This is a genomic window from Kineococcus aridisoli (assembly GCF_050871885.1).
Classification (GTDB): Bacteria; Actinomycetota; Actinomycetes; order Actinomycetales; family Kineococcaceae; genus Kineococcus.
The window spans coordinates 116,677-138,712 of the sequence record NZ_JBJLSF010000001.1; the positions used below are offsets into that span (position 1 = coordinate 116,677).

The window sequence follows — 22,036 nt, forward strand, 5'->3', positions numbered from 1 at the left end:
GGGTTCCAGGTCGGGTTTCGTGTCCGATCGCTGCGTGACGTCGAAGTCCTGCGGCGTCCCCCGCGGGGACCGGAGCGGCGGCTGACGTCGCTGGGTACCCGCGCTCGGCCGCCTCAGTCGGGGACGGGGACCCGGGCGAAGTACCGGCCCCGGGTCAGGGCGAGGGCGGTGCGGGCGATCAGCGCCGCGTATCCCAGGGTCAGCACGGCCAGCACGGCGACGATCCAGCCGGTGGCGCCGGCGGGTGCGGTCAGGTGCAGCCAGGTGACGGCGGTGGTGGCCAGCGCCGCGTAGGAGAAGCTGAAGGACCAGAAACCCGGCCCGAAGCTGGAGCGCAGGTACAGCGGCACCAGCCGCAGCTGCACCAGCGCCATGAAGACCCCGTACCCGGCGAGCAGGACCACGACGAGGTCGGAGCGGCCGCCGTTGAGGGCGAACCAGGCGTTGCTGGCGACGACGGGTGGGGCCACCTCGATGGCCATCGTCGGCAGCAGCGGCGCCGGCAGCGCCGGCTGCGTCATCAGCCGCACGAGCAGGATCGAGCCGAGCACCAGCCAGGAGATCGCGCCGTAGCCGAACGCGACGAGCCCGGCCTCGTGCCAGCCGACCTTCGCCAGCGACTGCGCGGCGACGAGACCACCGGCCACGCTGGGCAGGAAGTAGCCCGGGTGCCAGCGCTGCAGCGGGCCGGGGGAGCTGATCCAGCCGCCGGTGAGGTGCGCGCCGAGCAGCACGGTGCCGACGACGCCGAGCACGACGACGACCTGCCCGAAGGTGCGCTGGTAGCCGAACACCCACGCCCCCAGCAGCATGACGGGCACGAACCCCAGCGCGGTGAACGGCCCGAGGACGGGATCGGCGACGTCGGAGGCGAGCCGGTGGTGCGCGAGCGCGTCGGCGAGGTAGGCGACGGCGATCACGACGTGTGCCAAGGCGGCGGCCACCCACAGCGCGGTCGCGGGCCAGGTCGGCAGGTCGGTCGCCGCCGCTGCAGCGGTCCACGCCGCCGCCAGGCCGGTGAGGCCGAAGGAGGTGCCGAAGAGGTTGGGGGTCAGGCGCACGCGGGTGGCGGCCACCGGGTCGGTGGGCGCAGCGGGTGCGGGGACGGGTGCAGGCACGATCGGGTCTGTGGCGGTCACGGTCCTCGCGGTCCTTCCTGGGTCTTCCTGGGCATCCGTCGCGGTGGGTCACCACCGGGCCGGCGCGTCCCCCGGCGCGCGCCGACCCGGTGGTGCGGTGGTGCGGTGCTCGGACCGCGGTGCTCCGACCGCGGTGCTCGGACCGCGGTGCTCCGACCGCGGTGCTCGGACCGCGGTGGTCAGGACGCGGTGGGGGGCGTGGCGGTGCCCAGCGCCCGGCGCAGGAAGTCGACGGCCTGGTCGATCGCGCCTTCGGCGGCGTTGGTGGCGCGCAGCGGGTTCAGGCCCACGAAGTCGTGGATGATCCCCTGGTAGCGCGTCGCGGTGACGGGGACGCCGGCGCGGCGCAGCTTGTTCGCGTACGCCTCGCCCTCGTCGCGCAGCACGTCGGCCTGCCCGACGATGACCAGGGCGGGGGGCAGGCCCGTGAGCTGCTCGATCGTGGCCTTGAGCGGGGAGGCGTAGGGCTCGGCGCGCTGGGCGGGGTCGGTGGTGTACTGGTCCCAGAACCACTGCATGCCCTCGCGGTAGAGGAAGTACCCCTCGGCGAACTCGTGGGAGCTGGGGGTGTCGAAGTCTGCGTCGGTGACGGGGTAGAACATCACCTGCGCCAAGAGCGGGACCCCGCCGCGCTCCTTGGCCATGAGGGCGAGCACGGCGGTCATGTTGCCGCCGACGGAGTCGCCGGCGGCGGCGATGCGGGTGGTGTCCAGACCGTGCTCGGCGCCGTTCTCGGCCACCCACTGCGCGACGGTGAAGACCTGCTCGATGGCGGTGGGGTACTTCGCCTCCGGAGCCAGGGAGTAGTCGGTGAAGACGACGGCCGCGCCGGTGCCGACGGCGATCTCGCGCACGAGGCGGTCGTGGGTGTCCTTGCCGCCGTAGACCCAGCCCAGGCCGTGGGTGTAGATGATCACCGGCAGTGCCCCGGGGGCCCCGGCGGGGCGGGTGATGCGGATCGGGACGGACCCGGTGGGGCCGCCGGGGACCTCCAGGTCCTCCTGGTCCACCGGCAGCAGGTCCGGGTAGTTCGACTGCAGCTGGGTGGCGATCTCACGGCCCTGCTGGGGCGTGAGCTGGAAGAGGAACGGCGGCGTGGAGTTCGCCTCGACGAACGCCTGCGCGGCGGGTTCCAGCACGATCTCGATCTCGGGCACGGGGTCCTCCTGGGTCGGGGTGGGAGTACGGTTCGGGGGTTCTGAGCCGGGGTCGCGGGTCTCAGGCGGGGACGGGCACCTGGCCGGCGGTGGCGGCGGCCTCGGCGATCACCGCCGCGACCACCTCCGGCTGGGAGACGGCCAGCGCGTGGGAGGCTCCGGCGACCTCGCGGACGGCGGCCGCGCCGGCGCGCTCGGCCATGAAGCGGTGCGCCTGGACGGGGATGTTGCGGTCCGCGTCGCCGAAGACGAACCACGAGGGCAGCGCGTTCCACGGGGCGGTCCGCGCCACCAGCGGCTCGGCGAGCGCCGCCCGCGTCACCGGCCGCTGGGTGACCGCCATGACGGTGGCCTGCCCGGCGGGGACGTCGGCGGCGAACTGCTGGTGGAAGGCGTCCGGCGCGATGCGGAACTCGTCGCCGCCGGAGGCGACGGGGTAGGTCTGCAGGGTGTCGCCGAGGGTGCTGCCCGGGAAGCGGCCGGACAGCTCCAGCGCCGACTCGCCCGGCTGCAGGGCGAAGCCCGCGACGTAGACCAGGCCCACGACGGCCTCCTCGTCCTCGGCCGCCGCGGTGATGACCGCGCCGCCGTAGGAGTGGCCGACGAGCAGCACCGGGCCGCCCACGGAGGCCACGACGTCGCGGACGTAGCGCGCGTCCCCGGCGAGGCTGCGCAGCGGGTTCGCCGCGGCCAGCACCTGCAGCGAACGCGCCTGCAGCAGCTCGCCGACGCGAGCCCAGCTGGCGGACTCGGCGAAGGCGCCGTGCACCAGCACGACGGTGGGGGGATGCTCGGGCATCGGTGCTCCTCGGGGTCGATCGGTGGTGGTCGGTGCACCCCGGTCGCCCCGGGGTGCAGGCCCGACCCTGCCGCCGCCGGCCCGCCGGAGGCATCAGGACAATGACTGCCCTGCCGCCGTGCTCAGGCTGCGCGCGGCACCGGCGGCGGCCCGAGGATCTCGATGCCGTAGCTCGCCGCGATCCGCGTGAGCTCCTCCGGTGCCGGTGGCACGACCCCGGTCGGCAGCTCGAGGTCGTCGCCGACGACCGCGCCGGCGACGGCGGGTGAGCCCGCTCGGCGGGTGAACCGGTCGAAGCCGCCGGGGTTGTGGAGCGTGAGGAACCGCGCGGTCGAGCTCGCGACCACGAACCCGTGGACGGTGTGCTTGGGCAGGAACACCGTCGACCCGGCCCGCGCGGTGTGCTGCTCGCCGTCGGCGACGAGCTCCACCTCGCCGTCGAGCACCAGGAAGGTCTCGTCGTCGTGCAGGTGGCGGTGCAGGGGGCTGTTGTAGCCGTTGCGGCCCCGGTGCTCGAGCACGGCCAGGTCGTCGCCCGTGGTCGAGCTGTCGAGCCGGGTGGTGACCAGCGCGCCCAGGAACCAGACGGCAGTCTGGACGTCGGGGTCGCTGAGCGTGGGCCGCAGCCGCTGGATGTCTGGTCTGCTCATCTTCTCCTCCATCGCTGTGGGATCGACCTCCCGGACGCTGCGGACCCCCAGCCGCCCGGGCATCGGTAGGACGACCGCCCCGGCCCTCAGTCCAGCGGGGTCAGCGGACGAACGCCGATCGGCTGCGCCAGCAGGCCCTCCAGCGCCGCGCCGAGTTCGGCGAAGGCGGGGCCGGCGGCGTGCTCGGCCAGGGCGGCCTCGTCGCTCCAGCGCTCCACCATGACGAAGGACCGGTCGGCGGGATCCACGTTCAGCTCGTAGCGCTCGCAGCCACGGTCCTCGGCGACGACGCGGGCGACGGCAGCGCGCAGCGCCCGCTCGACCTCCGGCTCCCGGCCGGGCAACGGGCGGATCTCGGCGACGACGGTGGTGCTCACGGGTCTCTCCTCCAGCGATCGGTGGTGCGGTCGGTGTCCTGCTGCCGTCTGCAACCGAGGTCGCCGCGCCGCTCGTCCCGGGGTGCCATGCGGGTTTCCTGGTCCTGCCATCGAAGACCCGCACCCCTCGCCTATGGTGTTCCCGTGCCGACCCTGCGCGCCCTGGAGTGCTTCGTCGCCGTCCTCGAGCACGGTTCCCTCACCGAGGCCGCCCGCCGCCTGCACACCTCTCAACCCGCTCTCTCGCACCAGCTGGCCTCCCTCGAGCGGGAACTGCGGACACCGCTGCTGCACCGCCTGCCGCGCGGGGTGTCCGCCACCAGTGCCGGACGCGCCGTGGAGCGCGACGCGCGGGCCGCGCTGGCCGCGGCCGCGGCCGTCACCCGGGTGGGGCGGGCGGTCGCCGCCGGCACGACCGGCCGGTTGCGGGTGGCGTGCGTGGAGAGCACGACAGCCCCGCTGCTCGCCCCCGTCCTCGCCGACTGGCGCGCCGGGCACCCCCGGGTCCAGCTGGAACTGGCCGAGTTCTCCAGCGCGGACGCCCTCGCCGAGCACCTGCACTCCGACGGCGCCGACCTGGGGCTGACGCCCCGACCGACGAACTGGGTGGGCAGCACCCGCCTCGTCGGGCGTGAGGAGGTGGTCCTGGTGCTGCCTCCCGGCTCCCCGCTCGCCGAACCGGGTGCGGGGCGGACGCTCGCGGACGTGGCCGCGCACCCCGTCGTCGGGTTCAGCGCCGGCAACGGGCTGGCCGCCTGGTTGGACGGCCTCGCGGCGGCCGCGGGTGTGCGCTTCGAGATCGTCGTGCGCACCCGCAGCGCGGCGACCGCCGCGCAGCTGGCGTGCGCCGGTCTGGGCACCGCCCTGGTGCCGGTGAGCGCGCTGGGTGACGGGTTCACGGGGACGGTGGTGCCGGTGCAGCCGGTGCTGGAGCGCGAACTGGTCGTCCTGATGCCCAGCGGCTCCGACGAGCTCGCGGGCGACCTCGCCCGGGCCCTGGTCGAGCGGGGCGTCCCCCCGCACCCGTCACCACGTCAGGCCCCGCACTCCGAGCCACCGGCTGGGGGCGAGTCGTAGTGACCACGCACGTCGTGACAGGCCCGGACCGGTGAGGTCCGTGACGCGAGGACGACCTCCGACGTCGTCTGCCGCAGCGGGCCAGCTGGACACGGCTCCGTCGAGCTCAGTGGTGAGTGGCGTCCGCCCAGGTGTCGTCATCGGTGATGAGGGCGAAGGAGGGGTTGCTCAGGTGTGACGCTGCGATGACGATGCCCTCTTCCTTGGCCTGCTCGAAGATCCGATCACGTGCGCTGCCGGCCAGGTCCCGATCGACGTCGGTCATGAAGTGGATGTTCTTGTCGTTCAACTGGGCGGGCAGTTCGATCAGGTCGCCCACGAACCACAGCGCCTTGCCTTGGGAGCTGAGCGTCACGGTGACGTGGCCGGGGGTGTGGCCAGGCGCGTGGACGGCCTTGACGCCGGGGAGGAGCTGGCTCTCGCCCGCGGGGTAGGTCTGAAGGATGCCCGCCTTCTCGGCGGCCTCCATCAGGACTCGGGTGGGGTCGTCCGCGGGCGCCTCGTCGACGAGCAGTGCCCAGTCCTCGGCCCCGTAGTACACGGTGGCGTTGGGGAAGAACGGCTGCCCGTCCTTCATGATCCACCCGACGTGGTCCAGGTGGAGGTGAGTGATGAAGATCTTGGTGATCTCCTCGGGCTCGACTCCCTCCGCGGCCAGGGCGGCGGGGAGCGCGCCGGCGCTGGCCATGGTGAGCGGCGGGTCGGTCAGGCAGTTGGCTTCGGCGAGCTCGGCGGGGAAGGGCATCGACAGTTCTCCGGCGCCGGCGTCCACGAGGAACGGCCCACCCGGACCCTGCACCAGGTGGGCGCCCAGTCGGATCCTGTGGGTTCCTGTGACGTCGAGGATGTCGGGGTACTGGGAGAAGTCGGCACCCGGATAGGCCGAGGGAGGCAGATGGGACGCGCCGTCCGTCAGGACGGTGACGGTGAACTCGCCGATGGTGATCTTGTCGGTCATGGGAGCATCTCCTCTAAGATTCAGTGAGTGACTATCTGTCAGCCTATGACAGCTAGACGGTGCATGACTGTACACGTCGGCGAGAGACCGAGGAAGACGTGCGGCGTCGCAGGCCGACCCCGTCGGGGTGAGCGTGCTCGTGTCGTGACCGTCCTGCCGAGGTCGGTGCCGCACATCCTGGAGGCGCTCGGTCGACGGTGATCGCCGACACCCCTGCCACCTCGATCGCGTGAGGAGTCGGGCCGACCCGGGCGCCCGAGTGAGCAGTTCGGCAGCGGGAGCGACTCGTCCACGACCGCACGTCAGCGAGCGGCGGCACACCCGCGCTGCCGGCGACTGCGGCTCCCCGGGTCGCACGGGCCGCACGGCCGGCCGGTCATCCCGGCCAGAGGCCGGTGGGGTGCCCGTGTCTTGTGAGGAGGGAGGCGCCGGTGGGTCGTGCCGTCGCCGAGCGTGCGTCGACTCCCCGTCGTGGACCTCGCCGCCGTGAGCCGTGGTGCGGCCGTGTCGCGCCACGTCGTCGGGTGCCGAGGACTTCGTGCTCACGTCGTGCGGAAGCTCGTCGATCGTTCGACCTCTCCGCTTCATTGCGACTGCTCGCCGTGGATTGTCACGCGATGACACAGGGGTAGTGGATGACACGGGAGGTACCCTCGAGCCATGGAGCTGCCATCTGAACGTTCAACTACGCCGAAGGGTGTGCGCGAGAGGACCAAGGACGCCATCCGCAGTGAGCTGTCGGCGGCCGCCATGCGCTCGTTCCAGGAGGTGGGGTACTCCGGTACCACGGTGGAGGCGATCGCCGCCTCCGTCGGGGTTTCCGGGCGGACCTTCTTCAGGTACTTCGCGTCCAAGGAGGACGCGGTCCTGCAGCCGATCGAGAACCTGGGGCGAGATGCCGCCGTCCGGCTGCTCGACAGACCGGCTCGTGAGACACCGCTGCAGGCCCTGCGTGCCGCGATGGACGTGGCCGTCGAGGCGGTCCTGCAGGATGTTCCGTTGATGCGGACGGTCATGCGGCTCAACGTCGAGAACCCGGAGCTGCGCCGCAGGCACCTGCAGAGGATGGACGAGTGGATCGACCAGCTGGCCCACGCGCTCGCCCTTCGGCAGGGGTTGACGCCCACTGACCCCTCTGCACGACTGCCGTGTTCCATCGTGTTGGCCGCCTGGGAACTGGCACTGCACCGCTGCGCTCAACGAGATGGGTTCGAGATGGTCTCAGAGGCACTCGATGCGGCACTCTCGGAGGCCAAGGGGTTCCTGCGCAGATGACGCGGTGAGGAGCCGGAGACCTCGACGCCCGACCGCGTCAGCGATCACCGACGAGCTGTGGAACTGTTCGAGCCACCACCACCGCCTAGAGCCGCTGCGGGGAGGTGGAGCTCAGCGCGTCCGTTGTCGGGGCCGGCGGGCCGCACGGCTCGACCGGTCGCTCGCGGGCCGAGGGCTGCTGCGGCGCGGAGGCGATGCCTCGGCGCTCGGCGCAGCGCGCGGAGGCATCGAGTCGACCTGGATCCTGTCGAGGTCGATGGAGACGACGACCGGTGCGGTCACCGGGTGCCCGTCTCCGCTGCGCGGGAAGACCTCGTGGTGCGTCGCGAGCACCAGGCCGCCGTGTTCCTCGAAACCGGAGGCGTAGTGGACGCTCGGGAAGGAGCCGGCGATGTCCACCTCGTAGTCGCGGCGGCGCAGCATGCCGTCGGCGTCGACATAGAGGGTCTGCACGGGGGAGTGGGTGGCGGTGCCCCCGGGGTGGACCACCCGCAGCCGCTGCCACGTCTTGCCGCCCTCGACCCACGGGCCGACCTCCTCGGTGCGCACGCCCGGGAAGGTCAGCGACCACGGCTCGGTGAGGCAGGCCCACATCGTGTACCCGGTGAAGTACGCCAGCTGAGCCGGTGTCCACGGCGTGCTCAGGACGTGCCCGGCAAAGCTGGCGCGCGGGTCCTGCAACTCCTCGACGACCTCGTCCTCGTCGTCACCGGTCTCGATGAGGACGAGGTCGGGTGTCACGGTGCTCTCGTACCCCAGCGGGCCGAACGGGGACTGACGACTCCACTGCTGCTGCACCCGCACGGTGGTGCGGGCGTCCTCCAGCAAGCCCTCGGTGTCCTTCAGCTCCCACAGGGCGCCACGGAAGCGGTGGTGCACGGAGATCGTGCGGGTCCGGCGCCAGGCGTCGGCGCCACCATGGGCGCCCAGGAGGCGCCTCAAGAGTCCGGTCACAGCAAGGTTCCTCCCGGCTCGAGCGGTGCAGCGGGCAGCGCCGCTCCCGCGCGGGGCCGGCCGATGGTGCACCGCCCGCCGCACGCCAGAAACCGCCGCAGCACCCAGGCGCCAGCAGGATGACTTCCCCTCCGGTTCGTCGGTCCCGCATCGTCGGTCCCGCACCGCGAGTCTTGCGCCGTCGGTCCCGCCGCGAGCCTGCTCACGCCAGCGCCGCCTCGAGCACCTGCCCGGTGCGTTCCAGCAAGCCGGGGACCGGGACGTGGCTGACGCAGGTCAGGTGCAGGCGGCCCGCGAGCGTCAGCGCGCCCACCACCTGCTCGCCGAGGACCTGGTTGAGCATCGACGGCCCCCACAGCCCCCGCACCCCCGGGATGGTGGGCAGCGCGCCGAGATTGCTCACCAGCACGTCCAACCCCAGCGCCCCGCCGGCCATGAGCCGCTCAGCGTCCTCGGCGCCGGCGCGGGCACCGACGAACGCCTCCTGCGCGGCGGCGGCGCGGGCCGCCGCGAGCACGTCGCGGTGCGGAGCCAGCGCGGCGACCTGCTCCCGGGCAGCGGTCCAGAACTCGCCGCCCGGCTGCGCCAGCGTGCGGCCGACGTGCAGGAGCAGACCCTCGGCTGCGCTGGCGGGCTGCTCAGCTGCGCTGGCGGGCAGGGATGCGCGCACGTCGATGGGAGACAGGACTCGCACGGCCTCCAGGTCGCGCTCGGCCGCCACCACGCGGGCGAGCGCGGTGACCAGCGCGGCGTGCACGGTGCAGCGCTCGGCGCGCGCGCGGGTGCGCAGCCGCCCGGTCAGGTCCTGCTCCAGCCGCAGGGCGGAGACCACCGGCGCTGCGCCGTCGAATGAGCGGAGCTGCGCCGGCGCCCGCAGCCGCGGATCCACCGCGGGCGGCGCGGCCGGGCCGGCTTCCAGCACGGCCCGCACCCCCGGGTCGGCGGCGAGGAGCTCCTCGCGCGCGGCGGGCAGCCGCAGCGGCGGCAGTTCCCGCCCGGCCAGCGCTGCCGGCAGGTCAGCGGCCACGCTGGCCGCGGCCCGCCCGTCCAGCGCCTCGTGCCCGAAGACGAGCACGGCGGTGTCGCCACCGGGCAGGACGGTGGCGCGGAACAGCTGTCCACCGGTCAGTGGTGCGGCCAGTTCGGCGGCGACGACCTCGGTCCACTCGCGCGCCGTCGTGGTGCCCAGCACCCCGGTCGTCCCTCCGCCGGCGTTTCCGGCGGGCTCCTCGCGGTGCGCGGCGGCCGCGAACCACGGACCGTTCTCGGCCTCGACCACCCGCGCGTCCAGCAGCGGGTGGCGACGGCGCAGCGCGGTGATCGCGTCCTGCCACCGGGAGCGGCTCGCGGGTGCCTCCAGCTGGACGGTGAGGCAGTGGTGCATCGGATGACGGCTGGACCACAGGTGGTAGAGGCGTTCCAGGGTCCCGAGGGGGCGCAGCAGCTGGGCTCCCTCCGCGCGGGAGGAACCGTCGAGGGGCAGCGGGATGGTCGTCATGACCGGATGCTCGCCGGGGCGCAGGCCCTCGGGCATCAGCAAGACCACTGCACTTCGCACGAGCGCCCCCGACGTGCAGGACGCCGTCGAGTTCGATCCTCGGTGCCGTCGATGGCACCCGGGGTCGATGGCACCCGGGGTCAACGGTGCGCGGCCCTGTGCGGCGGCGGTCCTGCCGCCGGGGCACGCGCACGCTTCCACCGTCACCGCCCCGCCGCCCGTCCACGCCGGCCCACCCGCTGCGCGGAGGTGAGCGGTGGGCGCGAGCCAGTTCCAGCCAGTTCCAGCCGGTTCCGCTGGCGCGTCCGGCGGTCAGGACGGCCGGTGGTGCCGTTCGGCGGTGACGGGGTCCGGCGCCAGCAGCGCTCGCGCCCGGTGCACCACCAGACGCAGGTGCTGGGCGGTCCAGCGCCGCTCGCCCGCCGCGCGATCGCGGTGGCCACCAGGGCGTGCCAGAAGCGGACGCGGTCCACCTCCAGCGGCACCAGCCCGCCGTCCACGGCCGGTTGCAGGGCCGACAACGACGACCTCAGCCCCCGGCAGGCCGCCAGCAGTTCCGGCACGGGGGAAGCCCCGACGGCCACCACGGGCAGCGGGGCCTCCTCGGGCATCGGTGCTCCTCGGTCGCCGACCCGGTCGGTCGCTGCGCCGAGCGCGCCGGCGCGGCCGGCGCACCGACTGACCGGGTGCGCAGCGGCAGTGGCCGCGGGACCCTCGATCCGCGAGGAACGCCCTCCCCGCGCCGATGCCCGCACTACCCTGCCGCAGTGGAGCCCCGTCGGCGGGCTCGGCGAAGGGAGCACGTGCAGTGATCGGCCGCGACCGCGAGCTGGCCCGGCTGCAGCACCTGCTGACCGCGGTCGGCGACGGCGACGGCGCTGGGCGCGTCGTCCTCGTCGAGGGCGAAGCCGGCATCGGCAAGACGACCCTCGTCGCAGCCGCCACCCAGCGCGCCCGCGCGGCCGGCTTCCACGTCCTGCGCTGCGAAGGCACCGAAGGCGGGACGGCGGCCGGGTTCACCGCCCTGCACGAGGTCCTGCACCCCGTGCTGGACCGGGCGCAGGCACTGCCCGATCGCCAGCGCCGGGCACTGCTGACGGCCTTCGGCCTCGACGACGGCCCCCCTCCGGACCGGCTGCTCATCAGGCTCGCCGTCCTCGGGCTGCTCGAGGAGGTCGCCTCCACCCGACCCCTCCTGCTGCTCGTCGAGGACGCGCAGTGGCTGGACACCTCCACGGGCGAGGTCATCGCCTTCCTGGCCCGTCGCCTGAGCACCACCCGCCTGCTGCTGCTCGCCGCGGTGCGCACCGGCAGCACCGCCGAGGCGCCGTGGGTGCCCACCCTGCGCGCAGCAGCCGAGCTGGTGCACCTGCAGCCCCTGGACGACGACGAGGCGCGGCAGCTGCTGCGCTCCCTCCAGGACCGCTCCTCCGAGGGTGGCGCTCCCGGGGGCGGGACCCTCAGCGAGCAGGCCCGCCAGCGGGTGCTGCGCGAAGCGCGCGGCAACCCCCTGGCGCTGTGCGAGTTCACCGCGGCGCTGGCCGGCGGAGCCGGTGAGGTGGCGCTCTCCAGCGCTCCGCTGCCCACGACCCGGCGGCTGGAGGCCGCCTTCCTCGACGCCGTCGACCGGCTACCCGCCAGCGGGCAGCGCATGCTGCAGCTGGCCGCGGCCGGTGAGGACCTGCAGCTCGCCGAACTGCTGAGCGCCGCCGATGCCCTCGGCCTGCCCCGGCACCAGCTGGACCCGGCCGAACGCGCCGGACTGCTCACCGTCGTCGACGAACGGGTGCGCTTCCGCCATCCCCTGCTGCGCTCCGCCGTCCACGGAGCCTCCTCGTCCGCCGACCGCCTCGCAGCCCACCGCGCCCTGGCCTCGGCGGTCCGCGATCCGGCGCGGGCGGCCTGGCACCGCGCCGCCGCCACTCTCGGGCACGACGAAGCGGTCGCCGCCGAGGTCGAGCGCGCCGGCACGAGGGCGGCCGAGCGCGGCGCGCGCGTCGAGGCAGCCGCGGCCCTGCGCCGAGCCGCCGAACTGACCCCCGACACCTCCCGCCGCGCCGCCCGCCTGATCGCCGCGGCGCAGTACGCACGCCAAGCCGGCGCGGCCGTGGAGGCCGATGCAGCCCTGCAGGCCGCCGCCGGCCTGGTCGATGCACCCCAGGAGCGCTACCAGATCGCCCACCTGCGCTCGATGCTCGCCATCGCCACCGGCGACGCCTCCGTGCGCACCGAGGACTACCTGCAGGAGGTGGTGCTGCTCGAAGGCCAGCTCGCCGGCCCCAGCGGCAGCGCCGAGCCAGAGCAGCGCATCCGCCTGCTCACCAGCGCCGCCTTCCACGTCGTCAATCAGGTCAGCACCCCCAGCGAGCGGCGCGCGGTGCACGACCGGCTCGCGGCGGTGGACGCCGGCTTCCCCCACCCCGTGCAGCAGATCGCCCTCGCGGTCATCGACCCGCTGGCCCACCCGCAGGTGCGCGCCCAGCTGCCGCAGCTGCTGGTCACCTTCGCCGAGTCCCCGCAGATGCTGCTGGCCCTCGGGCAGGCCGCCGAACGGCTGCAGGAGCTGACCAGCGCTCGCACCGCCTGGCTGCGCGCCGCCGAGGCGTTCCACCGCCAGGGCTCTCCCGGAGACGAGTGCCAGGCGCTCAACGCCCTCGCCTCGGTGCGGGTGGTCCTCGGCCAGCTGAGCGAGGGGCTGGCGGACGCCGAGACCGCCTACCGCTCCAGCCTGGCGCTGGGACTGCCCATGGTGGCCGCCGGTGCGGCCGCCGCCGCCTGCAGAGCCCTCGCGCTGAGCGGCCGGGTGGAGGATGCGCGCGAGGTGCTGGCCCGCGCGCGGGAGGCCGGCGTCGGCGACGTCGTGCCGCAGGTGCCCGCCGGTGTGTCGTGGGCCGCTGGGCTGATCGCGCTGCAGGAGCACCGCTACGGCGACGCGCTCGCCGACCTGCTCGAGGTCGCGGCCTTCCCCCTGTTCGCCGCCTGGGCGGTGGCCGACCTCGCCGAGGCGGCTGCCGGGGCCGGGGACCCGGCCAAGGCCCGGCCCCTGCTCGAGCGGGTCGACGCGGCCGCGGTGCTGCTGGGCTCGGAGCACCTGCGCTCGCTGGCGCACCGCAGCAGGGCGCTGCTGGCCGGGGCGGAGGCCGCCGAGGAGCACTTCCTGGCCGCCCTGGAGGTCGGCGCCAGGGCCGGGTCCCCGCTGGAGCTCGCACGCACCCAGCTGCTGCACGGGCAGTGGCTGCGCCGCACCAGGCGTCCCGTCGACGCCCGCACGTCGCTGGCCGCCGCGCTCAACGGCTTCGAGCGGGTGGGGGCACGGGCGCTGGCCGACCTCGCCGCCCAGGAACTGCGGGCCGCAGGAGGGACGGGGCGCGCCGGGACGGCACCCACGGCCCTGTCGAGCCCGCTGACCGCCCAGGAGCTGCAGGTCGCCCGGCTCGCGGCCGCCGGGATGAGCAACAAGGAGATCGCCGACCAGCTGTACCTGTCGCACCGCACGGTGGGCGCGCACCTGTACCGCGCGTTCCCCAAGCTGGGCATCACCAGCCGGGCCCGGCTGCACGGGGCGCTGGATGGGGCCGGGCTGCTCGGCTGACGTGCCCGCACCCGCGGTGCGGATCCTGCCCACCGGGATGCTCGCTAGGATCCCGGCTGCCGGGAGCAGGTCGTCGAGACGCACCGCCGCACACCACGGGAAGCGAGGTCCTCGGGATGGCGCACGTCCACCGCCCCGACGGGCCGGTCGCGCTCGTGGGTCGCGACGTCGAACTGGCGCAGCTGGGCGCCTTGACCACCGCAGCCCGGGCCGGGCACGGCGGTGGGCTCCTGGTCCAGGGCCAAGCCGGCATCGGCAAGACGGCGCTGGTCGACGCGGGTGCCGACGCGGCGGAGGCGGCCGGCCTCCACGTGCTGCGGTGCCGGGGCTTCCGCGGGGAGGGCGACGTCGGGTTCGCCGGGCTGCACGAGCTGCTGCACCCCCTCCTGGACCGCCGGGACGTCCTGCCCGCACGCCAGCGCGCAGCGCTGGAGGTGGTCTTCGGCCTGGCCGACGGCGTTCCCGCCGACCGCCTGGTGCTGGGTCTGGCGACCCTCGGGCTGCTGGAGGAGGTGGCGCAGCAGACGCCGGTGCTGGTGCTCGTCGAGGACCTGCAGTGGCTGGACCCCTCCAGCGCGGAGACGGTGGCCTTCCTGCCGCGCCGGGTGGCGGAGAGCCGCGTCCTCGTCCTGGCCACCACCAGGGTCGGCGACGGGGAGCGCTCCTCCTGGGCGCGCTCCTTCCCGCACGTGCTGTCCCTGACGCCGTTGCAGGAGAGCGATGCCGAAACCCTCGTGCGCGCCACCGGCGCCGACCTGCCCGCGAAGGTCCGGACCCGCATCCTGCGGGAGTCCTCTGGGAACCCCCTCGCGCTCACCGAGCTGGTCGCGCAGCACTCCCGCTCGGGCGGGCAGAGCAGGGGCGCGGCGCCCGCGGCGCTGCCCCGGCGACTGGAGGACGCCTTCCTCGGCGAGGCGCTCCTGCTGCCCGCGGCCACCCGGCAGGCCCTGCTCGTGGCCGCCACCGCCGAAGGCGCGCCGCAGCAGGAGGTCCTGCAGGCCGTGCGCTCCCTCGGCCTGAGCGATGCGGACCTGCTGCCCGCGCAGCGTTCCCGACTGCTGCAGCCCAGCGGCGACCGGTTCGCCTTCCGCCACCCCCTGATCAGCTCCGCTCTCTACGACTCCGCCGGATCGAGCGCGCGTGCCCAGGTGCACGGTGCACTGGCCGCGGTGACGCGCGACCCGGCCCGGGCGGCGCAGCACCGGGCGGCGGCGGCGATGGGCTGGGACGAGGACGCCGCGGAAGGGCTGGATGGCGTGGCGCAGCGGGCGCTCGGCCGGGGAGCCGCGGCCGAGGCCGCGACGGCGTGGCGGCGAGCGGCCGCCTTGACGGCGGAGCTCGACCGCCGGGCCGGCCTGCTGGCCTCGGCCGCGGAGGCCGCCCGCCAGGCCGGTGCTTCCGCGGACGCCGCGGTGCTGCTCACCGAGGTCCGCGCCGTCACCGCCCCGACGCAGCACCGCACGCTGCGGCGCGCGGCCCGCACCGATTGGCTGCTGAGCATGACCGCAGACCACCAGGGGCGCGGAGCCGTCGACCTCGTCGACCTCGCCGCCGCGATGCCCGGCTCCGACGAGCGCATCGAGGTGCTCGCATGGGCGGCGACGAAGTGCTCCGTGCTGCAGGAACCGGAGGACGTGCGGGCCGTGGTGCGCGCGGCCCTGCGCGAGCAGGACACCGACAGGCCCCTGCAGCGGGTCGCGCTCGCACTGGTCGACCCCGGCGCCCCCCTCGACCCGGCGACGTTCGAGCGCTTCCGCGCCCAGGCGCAGCAGACGGACGGCGTGCTGCTGAACTGCCTCGCGTTCTCGGTGGAGGACGCCGGTGACCTCGCCGCCGCGCAGGACTGCTGGAGCACCGCCGTCGAGGTCGCCCACGCCTCCACCCTCACCAGTGACGAGGTCACCGCCCTGTGCGGGCGATCCACTCCCCGGCTGGGGCGCGGAGACCTGCCGGGAGGCCTCGCCGACGCCGAGCAGGCGCTGCACCTGAGCCTGGAGCTGGACCTGCCCGTGGTGGGGGCCATGGCCGCCACCGTCGTCGCCCGCGCCCGCGCCTGGCGCGGTGAGCACGAACGGGCCACGCAGGCCTTGCAGCAGGCCCGGACCCTGCCCGCAGCGGCACCCTTCACCCGCGTGCACGCCAGCGCGGCGTGGGCGGCAGGGGTCCTGGCGCTGACCGAAGGACGTCACGCGGACGCGCTCGCGGATCTGCAGGGCGCCGCGGTCAACGCCGCCGTCGCGCTGTGGGCCGGCGGTGACCTGGCCGAGCCGGCCGCCCGCAGCGGTCGCCCGGACCTCGTGGCCGACTGGTCGCGCACAGCAGCGGCTGCCGTGGAGGCGAACGGATCCCCGCACCTGGCGATGCTGCTGGAGCGCTCCCGCGCGATGCTGGCCCCAGCAGACCGGGCGCAGGCGCACTTCGAGGCGGCGCTCGCGCACGGCGTGCGCAGCGGGGCCGCCTTCGACCTGGCCCGGACCCGGCTGCACTACGGCGAGTGGCTGCGCCGCGAGCGGCGGATCACCGAGGCGCGCGAGCACCTGACCCCCGCTCTCGAGGTCTTCGACTCGCTCGGCGCCCTGCCCTTGGCGGAGCGGGTCCGTCAGGAGCTGCGGGCAGCCGGTGCCGAGTCCACGCCGGTCGCAGCCGAGCAGGACGTGGCGGTGCGTTCCCTGACCGCTCAGGAACTGCTCGTCGCCCGCCTGGCCGCGCAGGGCTTGTCGAACAAGGAGATCGCCGACCAGGTGTACGTGTCCCACCGGACGGTCGGCTCCCACCTGTCCCACGTGTTCGCCAAGCTGCAGATCGCCCGGCGTTCCCAGCTGGTCGCCGCGCTCGGCGGCGAGGCCCGCCCGGCCTGAAGCCCCGACTCCCCGGCCTCCGCTCGGGTGTCGGCACCGCGGCGGTCGCAGGTGCTCGGCAGTCATTGCACCGATGCCGAGCCCGGCCGGCACGGCCACGATGGGCAGCGCTCCGCATCAGCCCGCGACCACCGCCGAGGAAGTGCAACCATGGACATCCGCGCCCACGACACCGCCGTCGTCGTCACCGATCCGCAGAACGACGTCCTGCGCGCCGGCAATCCCGCCTGGCCCCTGCTGGCCGACGCCCTGCGGGAGAACGACACCGTCGCCAACCTGAAGCGGCTGCTGGATGCCGCCTCGGGCGGCGGGTACGGGATCTTCATCTCGCCGCACTACAACTTCGACACCGACTTCGCATGGCGCTTCGGTGGCCCCATCGAGACGATGATGCACGATGCGAAGATGTTCCACCGCGCCTCCGCGCTCTCCCTCGACGGTTTCAGCGGCTCCGGAGCCGATTGGCTCCAGACCCTCGCCCCGGTGATCGAGGACGGGCGCACCGTGGTCACCAGCCCCCACAAGATCTTCGGCCCGTCCTCCAACGACCTCGTGCTGCAGCTGCGCAAGCGGGGCGTCACCACGGTCGTCCTGGCCGGGATGCTCGCCAACCTGTGCGTGGAGTCGCACCTGCGCGAACTGCTCGAGAACGGCTTCCAGGTCGCTGTCGCCCACGACGCGGTCGCCGCTCCGCGGCACCCGGAGTTCGGCGACGGCAACGCCGCCGCTCAGGTCAACTACCGCTTCCTGACCGACACCGTTCTCAGCACCGAACAGGTGCTGGAGCAGATGGCCACCGGTGCGGTGAGCGCTTCGTGAGGTCGCTCGCGCGGACACCACCGCAGCAGCCGGCGCTGCGGGAGGTGTACTCCGCGATGATCGCGCGCCTGCCGGCTGCGACCCGGCGGGCTCTGCTCGTGGCGGCCGTGGGCCAGGATGCTCCCTTGCGGGAAGTCGTGGCTGCGGCGCGACTGGTCGGCTCACCCGCTGCCGAGCTCATCTTCGCGCGGTGCCCCGGCGTGCTGGCCGCGGAGGAGCAGTCGTTGCGCTTCCTGCACTCGCTGGTGCCTTCGGTCCTGCACGATGGAGCGGAGACCGGCGAGCTGGCGCAGGTCCACCGCGCCTTGGCCGCAGTCCGCCGGGACCCCTCGCGTGCCGGCCGGCACCGGGCGGCCACCTCCCGAGGATGAGGTCTCGTCGTCGCGCCGAGCAGAGGGTGAGGCGTCGGCGACCGCGGCTGGGCAGGAGCAGTCGCAGGGAAGGGGGTGGTCCACCTGTGAGGTGGCCCTGCCGCCTTCCGCGTCCGCGCCGGCCCCGTGAGCCGTTGCGCGCACGGCCCGGCCGGCTCGTTGCAGCGCTGCAGGCTTCAGTACTCCAGAGCGGACCAGCGCTGGACGGGTGACGAGGTCGCCCAGTGCTGGGTGAACAGCGGGTCCCCCGCGCGGAAGCGCTCAGCTGCCAGCCGGTCCCGGAAGACGGCGATCGCTCGAATGGGCGGATGCGCATCCTCAGCGGTGCAGGTGTTCTCGGCGGTGTCGAAGTCCACAGCAACGTCTGAGTGCGACAGGGTTCCGATCATCCACAGCTGCCCCCCGGCACCGAGCCGATCGGTGTCGGCCCGGTGCTGGGGGTAGGCCCGGCGGACCGCCTCCACCGCCGCCGGCTCCCACCGGTACTCGACGACGAAGTAGACGCTCCGGCGCGGCGGCGAGGATGCTTCAGGAGGCGAAGCGGGCACCGAGGCCTCCATCGACGTCCCAGCTGGCGCCGGTGACGAAGCCGGCCTCGGCGGAGGCCAGGAAGGCGACCACGGAGGCGATTTCCTCAGGCTCCCCGATCCGGCCGAGGGGGTGGATCTGCTGCAGGTGCTGCCAGGCCGCCTGCGGATCGGGCATCGCCTGGTACTGAGCCAGCATCGGTGGGGTGCGGACGTAGCCGGGGCAGACGGCGTTGACGCGGATGGCGTCGCCGGCCAGTTCCAGGGCCATCGAGCGGGTCAGGCCGAGCACCCCGGCCTTGGCCGCGGCGTAGGGGAACAGCCCCGGGCGGGTCAGGTGGGCGTGGATGGAGGCGATGTTGACCACCGCGCCGCCGCCCAGGCGGCGCATTCCGTCCGTGAGGGCTCTGGTGCACAACCAGGCGGCTTTGAGGTCGACCGCCATGAGCGCGTCCCAGTCGGCGCTGCTGAGCGAGTCCACACCGGCTGCGCGCCCGAGGCCGGCGTTGTTGACCAGCACGGCCACCGCTCCCAGCTCGGCCTCCACTTCTGCCATGGCGGCGGGGATGCGTTCCTCGTCGGCCACGTCGCAGCGCACGAAGCGGTGCGCGGGTCCCAGCGCCTGGGCGGCCGCCGCTCCCGTGCGCTCGTTGCGTCCCAGGACCGCCACCGGCCAGCCGTCGCGGGCCAGGCGCTGGGCGATGGCCAGCCCGATGCCTTGAGTGCCGCCGGTGACCACCGCAGCGCCCCGCCCGACCGGACTGCTGCTCGGACTGCTGCTTGCACCGCTGCTCGGACTGCCGGCGGAGTCGCTGACCGGGCCGTCGACCTGGTGCGTCATCTGCTCCTGCACCTCACACCCCGGTGGCGGCGGGTGCGGTCAGGTCGGTGGCGGCGGCGCTGGCCTCCTGCGCCTCGATGTCGGCCAGCCGCTCGCGCAGCGCCTCGCGGAGGTAGCGCTGGGAGTCGCTGCCGGTCACCAGCCGCAGCGGCGCCGGCGTCTGGTCGACGGTGGCGATGATCGCTGCGGCGACCTTGGCGGGGTCGCTGACCGAGGGCAGGTTGGGGTTCTGGATGCCGCGCGACATCGCCGCCGGGGTGCCGTCGTAGGCGGCCAGGGGCTGCGGCAGGCGCGAGCCGCCGGTGCGGAAGCCGGTGGCGGCGCTGCCGGGCTCGACGATGGTCACGCCGATGCCGAAGGGAGCCAGGTCCTTGGCGTTGGCCTCCATGAAGCCCTCCACGCCCCACTTGCTGGCGTGGTAGAGCGAGGCTCCGGGGTTGGTGGCCTGCCCGCCGTAGGTGGACAGCTGGATGATGCGTCCCCCGCCCTGGGCGCGCAGGTGCGGCACCGCGGCACGCAGGATCTGGATGGGGCCGAGGAGGTTGGTGGCGATCTGGTGCTCGATCTGCTCGTCGGTGAGCTCCTCGGCGGCGCCGAAGAGGCCGTAGCCGGCGTTGTTGACGATGACGTCGATCGTCCCGAGCTCGGCGAAGGCCTTCCCGACGACCGTGCGGATGGCGGGGGTGTCGGTGACGTCGAGCGTGGTCGTCCACAGCTGCTGGCCGTAGCGGGTGGCCAGGTCGCCCAGGGAGGAGGTGTCACGGGCGGTGGCGGCCACCCGGTCTCCGCGCTGCAGCAGCTGCTCGGTCATCAGCCGGCCGAAGCCGCTGGTGGAGCCGGTGATGAACCAGGTGCGCTGAGTCATTGTCGTTCAACCTCTCGGGTCTGCTCGGTCTGTGTGGTCCGCTCGATCCGCTCGCCCGTCTGAACGGCACGGCAGGAGCCGCAGACGATGCTCAGCGCAAGCCTGGAGCTGGAGAAGACCCTGCGGACACTGGTAGTGGCGGGGACAGGCTGAGCGTGTGCTGGATCCTCGTCGGGCCTGTGCGGCGCCGCTGGCCCCCGCTAGCGTCGACGTCGTGGAACCACGCACGCCGTTGGCCGACTTCCTGCGCGCCCGCCGCCAGCTGGTGCGGCCCGAGGACGTCGGGCTGCCGACCGGCAGCCGGCGGCGGGTGCGCGGGCTGCGGCGGGAGGAAGTGGCCCTGCTGGCCGGCATCAGCAACGAGTACTACCTGCGGTTGGAGCAGGGCCGTGACCAGCACCCCTCCGAGCAGGTCGTCGACGCCCTGGCTCGGGCGCTGCAGCTGGACGCCGAGGCCACCGCCCACGCTTTGGAGCTCTCCCGCGCCCGGCCGCGCCGACGCGTCGGCTCCCCCCAGCACCGCCCCGAGCGGGTGCCCGAGGGGGTGCGGATGCTGCTCGAGAGCGTCAACGTGCCAGCCTTCGTCATGGACCGCTACCGCGACGTGCTGGCGGTCAACCGGCTGGCGACCGCGCTGGAGCCGGCCCTGGTGGTCGGTGCCAACCGGCTGGTGTCCTTGTTCACCGATCCCCAGGCGCGCAGCTACCACCCGGACTGGGCGCAGAACACCGCCAGCGTCGTGGCGCAGTTGCGCGCCGACATCGGCGCCGAGCAGGACGATGCGCGCTTCCAGGCCCTCGTCGGGGAGCTGTCGGTGAAGAGCGGGCGTTTCCGTCAGCTGTGGGCTCGCCACGACATCAGGACCAGCGGGTCCCCCACGGGAGTCGTGCACCACCCCGTGGTCGGGGAGGTGGTGCTGCACCGGGAGAAGTTCGCCGTCATTGGTACTGCTTCCCTCGTGGTCGTGATGTACCACGCCGAGCCGGACACGCCCTCTGCGGAAGCTCTGGCGATGTTGGCTTCACTCAGCTGACCCGTGCAGGGCATGGATCGCGTCAAGGCCCTGCCCTGTCGCACGGGTGGTAGCACTGCGACTGGATGGCCCGCAGCGCCACCACCTTCGATCTGGTGTGACCGTGGAGTTGTAGTGCTGGCAGGAGCCATCGCTGGTTGGGGTGCCGGGGTGCCGATAGGGCGGGTCAGCGCAGTTGGCGGGTTCTGCGCTGGATGAGCGGGGGGTCGGGGAAGGTGGGCTGGAGGGCCAGCCCGGCGCTCGCGAAGCCGCCAGCGGTGTTCAACTGCACGGGGCGCTGCCATCCAGCGGGATTGCTCCACAGCGCGGCGTCGGCGCTGCCGTCGGCGCTGCCGTCGTCGCAGCCGGCGCAGGCGGGCACCGAAGTGCACCCGTCCAGGGCCGGGCTGGCGCCGTCCGGTGCTCAGGTCCGGTGCTCAGGTCCGGTGCTCAGGTCCGGTGCTCAGGTCCGGTGCTCAGGTCCGGTGCTCCGGGCGCACTGGTGCCGACTCGAGGCACCTGCACCGGCCCCGAGTGGAGCGGTCGTAGTGCGACTCACCAACCGCGAACATCGGATCCTTCGACGGGGAAAGGTGCGGCTGGACGTCTCACTGCGACGACCGGGAGGTCAGCTCGTCGGGTGCGCCGGCCCGCCGACCCGGCCGGGGCCGGACGGTCCACCCCACGCGGAGGGGTCAGCGGCCTGGGTGCGGCACCCGGCGAGCAGGCGGGCGACCATCCCCCGGGCCTCGTCGCTGCCGTAGCCGGGTCCGGGGATCGACAGGTTCCCCACCGCGCGCAGCAGCGTGAGCGCCTCGACCTGCGGGTCGATCTGCCCGGCCTCCTGGCCGGCCGCGAGCAGGGACGCGCAGGCCGGGACGAGTTCGTCGAGGATCATCGCGTGCAGGTCCGCCAGGCCGGGGTCCTCCGAGAGCAGGGCTTCGCTGAGGCCGTGCTTGGTGACGAGGAAGTCCACGAAGGCGGCCATCCACCGGCTCAGCGCCTCGAGCGGGGGCAGCGGCTGCGCCAGCAGCGCCGCGGCGAGGTCCGTGCACTCGGTGACCTGGTGGCGGTAGACGGCGCCGACCAGGTCCGCGCGGGTGGGGAAGTGGCGGTAGAGCGTGCCCACGCCCACCCCGGCCCGCTCGGCGATGTCCCGCACGGGCGCCTGCACGCCGTGCTCGACGAACGCGGCCGCCGCCGCGGTCAGCAGCGCCTCGCGGCTGCGTCGCATGCCGGCCTGGCGCACTCCAGTGGTGACCACGGG

The 22,036-nt window shown here is 74.1% G+C and carries 21 protein-coding genes; 7 read left to right on the forward strand and 14 right to left on the reverse strand.

The features are described 5' to 3' along the window. Positions 1-113 precede the first annotated feature (113 nt). The 5 genes from ACRYM2_RS00485 to ACRYM2_RS00505 all read right to left on the reverse strand — a co-directional run bounded on the left by ACRYM2_RS00485 (position 114) and on the right by ACRYM2_RS00505 (position 4,122). Positions 114-1,139: an SLAC1 family transporter gene (locus ACRYM2_RS00485; protein ID WP_432519080.1), complete on the reverse strand. Its 1,026-nt coding sequence runs from the start codon at positions 1,137-1,139 to the stop codon at positions 114-116. Positions 1,140-1,318: 179 nt separating this feature from the next. Continuing rightward, positions 1,319-2,296, reverse strand: a complete 978-nt coding sequence (locus ACRYM2_RS00490; RefSeq protein WP_432519081.1) for an alpha/beta hydrolase — start codon at positions 2,294-2,296, stop codon at positions 1,319-1,321. A gap of 61 nt (positions 2,297-2,357) precedes the next feature. Further along, positions 2,358-3,095 carry an alpha/beta fold hydrolase gene (locus ACRYM2_RS00495; protein ID WP_432519083.1) on the reverse strand — a complete coding sequence of 246 codons (738 nt, stop codon included), beginning with the start codon at positions 3,093-3,095 and terminating at the stop codon, positions 2,358-2,360. 122 nt (positions 3,096-3,217) lie between these two features. Next, positions 3,218-3,745, reverse strand: a complete 528-nt coding sequence (locus ACRYM2_RS00500; protein WP_432519084.1) for a cupin domain-containing protein — start codon at positions 3,743-3,745, stop codon at positions 3,218-3,220. Positions 3,746-3,831: 86 nt separating this feature from the next. Then, positions 3,832-4,122, reverse strand: a complete 291-nt coding sequence (locus ACRYM2_RS00505; RefSeq protein ID WP_432519086.1) for a putative quinol monooxygenase — start codon at positions 4,120-4,122, stop codon at positions 3,832-3,834. 144 nt (positions 4,123-4,266) lie between these two features. Here ACRYM2_RS00505 and ACRYM2_RS00510 point away from each other — a divergent pair, with 144 nt between their 5' ends. After that, a complete protein-coding gene (locus ACRYM2_RS00510; protein WP_432519087.1) occupies positions 4,267-5,199 on the forward strand; it encodes a LysR family transcriptional regulator in 933 nt (310 codons plus the stop codon). Positions 5,200-5,305: 106 nt separating this feature from the next. On the opposite strand, the gene ACRYM2_RS00515 is transcribed toward ACRYM2_RS00510, so the two are convergent. Further along, positions 5,306-6,157, reverse strand: coding sequence for an MBL fold metallo-hydrolase (locus ACRYM2_RS00515; RefSeq protein WP_432519088.1), 852 nt, complete (start codon positions 6,155-6,157; stop codon positions 5,306-5,308). A 660-nt stretch (positions 6,158-6,817) separates the two neighbouring features. Between ACRYM2_RS00515 and ACRYM2_RS00520 the strand changes: the two genes are divergently transcribed. After that, a complete protein-coding gene (locus ACRYM2_RS00520) occupies positions 6,818-7,432 on the forward strand; it encodes a TetR/AcrR family transcriptional regulator (RefSeq protein ID WP_432519089.1) in 615 nt (204 codons plus the stop codon). Positions 7,433-7,543: 111 nt separating this feature from the next. Here ACRYM2_RS00520 and ACRYM2_RS00525 read toward each other — a convergent pair whose 3' ends face one another. The 3 genes from ACRYM2_RS00525 to ACRYM2_RS00535 all read right to left on the reverse strand — a co-directional run bounded on the left by ACRYM2_RS00525 (position 7,544) and on the right by ACRYM2_RS00535 (position 10,495). Then, positions 7,544-8,386 (reverse strand): hypothetical protein, encoded by an 843-nt coding sequence (locus ACRYM2_RS00525; protein WP_432519090.1) that lies wholly within the window; start codon positions 8,384-8,386, stop codon positions 7,544-7,546. Positions 8,387-8,588: 202 nt separating this feature from the next. After that, positions 8,589-9,884 (reverse strand): hypothetical protein, encoded by a 1,296-nt coding sequence (locus ACRYM2_RS00530; RefSeq protein WP_432519092.1) that lies wholly within the window; start codon positions 9,882-9,884, stop codon positions 8,589-8,591. 203 nt (positions 9,885-10,087) lie between these two features. Beyond that, the gene (locus ACRYM2_RS00535) at positions 10,088-10,495 is read right to left on the reverse strand and encodes a hypothetical protein (protein ID WP_432519094.1); all 408 of its coding nucleotides are present in this window, start codon (positions 10,493-10,495) and stop codon (positions 10,088-10,090) included. A gap of 197 nt (positions 10,496-10,692) precedes the next feature. Here ACRYM2_RS00535 and ACRYM2_RS00540 point away from each other — a divergent pair, with 197 nt between their 5' ends. The 4 genes from ACRYM2_RS00540 to ACRYM2_RS00555 all read left to right on the forward strand — a co-directional run bounded on the left by ACRYM2_RS00540 (position 10,693) and on the right by ACRYM2_RS00555 (position 17,524). Next, positions 10,693-13,476 (forward strand): ATP-binding protein, encoded by a 2,784-nt coding sequence (locus tag ACRYM2_RS00540; protein WP_432519095.1) that lies wholly within the window; start codon positions 10,693-10,695, stop codon positions 13,474-13,476. 116 nt (positions 13,477-13,592) lie between these two features. Continuing rightward, a complete protein-coding gene (locus ACRYM2_RS00545) occupies positions 13,593-16,334 on the forward strand; it encodes an ATP-binding protein (protein ID WP_432519097.1) in 2,742 nt (913 codons plus the stop codon). A gap of 150 nt (positions 16,335-16,484) precedes the next feature. Further along, a complete protein-coding gene (locus ACRYM2_RS00550) occupies positions 16,485-17,153 on the forward strand; it encodes an isochorismatase family protein (RefSeq protein ID WP_432519099.1) in 669 nt (222 codons plus the stop codon). A 56-nt stretch (positions 17,154-17,209) separates the two neighbouring features. Next, positions 17,210-17,524 carry a hypothetical protein gene (locus ACRYM2_RS00555; RefSeq protein ID WP_432519101.1) on the forward strand — a complete coding sequence of 105 codons (315 nt, stop codon included), beginning with the start codon at positions 17,210-17,212 and terminating at the stop codon, positions 17,522-17,524. A 176-nt stretch (positions 17,525-17,700) separates the two neighbouring features. On the opposite strand, the gene ACRYM2_RS00560 is transcribed toward ACRYM2_RS00555, so the two are convergent. Genes ACRYM2_RS00560 through ACRYM2_RS00570 form a run of 3 tightly spaced genes read right to left on the reverse strand, consistent with a single transcriptional unit; the run spans position 17,701 to position 19,757 of the window. Then, entirely contained in the window at positions 17,701-18,072 is a 372-nt protein-coding gene (locus ACRYM2_RS00560) for a hypothetical protein (protein WP_432519102.1), read from the reverse strand. Beyond that, positions 18,053-18,892 carry an SDR family NAD(P)-dependent oxidoreductase gene (locus ACRYM2_RS00565; RefSeq protein ID WP_432519104.1) on the reverse strand — a complete coding sequence of 280 codons (840 nt, stop codon included), beginning with the start codon at positions 18,890-18,892 and terminating at the stop codon, positions 18,053-18,055. The genes ACRYM2_RS00560 and ACRYM2_RS00565 overlap by 20 nt, the downstream gene beginning before the upstream one ends. A 13-nt stretch (positions 18,893-18,905) precedes the next feature. Further along, entirely contained in the window at positions 18,906-19,757 is an 852-nt protein-coding gene (locus ACRYM2_RS00570; RefSeq protein WP_432519105.1) for an SDR family oxidoreductase, read from the reverse strand. Between the two features lie 214 nt (positions 19,758-19,971). Here ACRYM2_RS00570 and ACRYM2_RS00575 point away from each other — a divergent pair, with 214 nt between their 5' ends. After that, entirely contained in the window at positions 19,972-20,790 is an 819-nt protein-coding gene (locus ACRYM2_RS00575; RefSeq protein WP_432519106.1) for a helix-turn-helix transcriptional regulator, read from the forward strand. 166 nt (positions 20,791-20,956) lie between these two features. Here ACRYM2_RS00575 and ACRYM2_RS00580 read toward each other — a convergent pair whose 3' ends face one another. Both ACRYM2_RS00580 and ACRYM2_RS00585 read right to left on the reverse strand, forming a co-directional pair. Further along, positions 20,957-21,151, reverse strand: coding sequence for a hypothetical protein (locus tag ACRYM2_RS00580; protein WP_432519107.1), 195 nt, complete (start codon positions 21,149-21,151; stop codon positions 20,957-20,959). A 246-nt stretch (positions 21,152-21,397) separates the two neighbouring features. Continuing rightward, on the reverse strand, positions 21,398-22,003 hold the full coding sequence (locus ACRYM2_RS00585; RefSeq protein ID WP_432519142.1) for a TetR/AcrR family transcriptional regulator: 606 nt from the start codon (positions 22,001-22,003) through the stop codon (positions 21,398-21,400). Between the last annotated feature and the right edge of the window lie 33 nt (positions 22,004-22,036).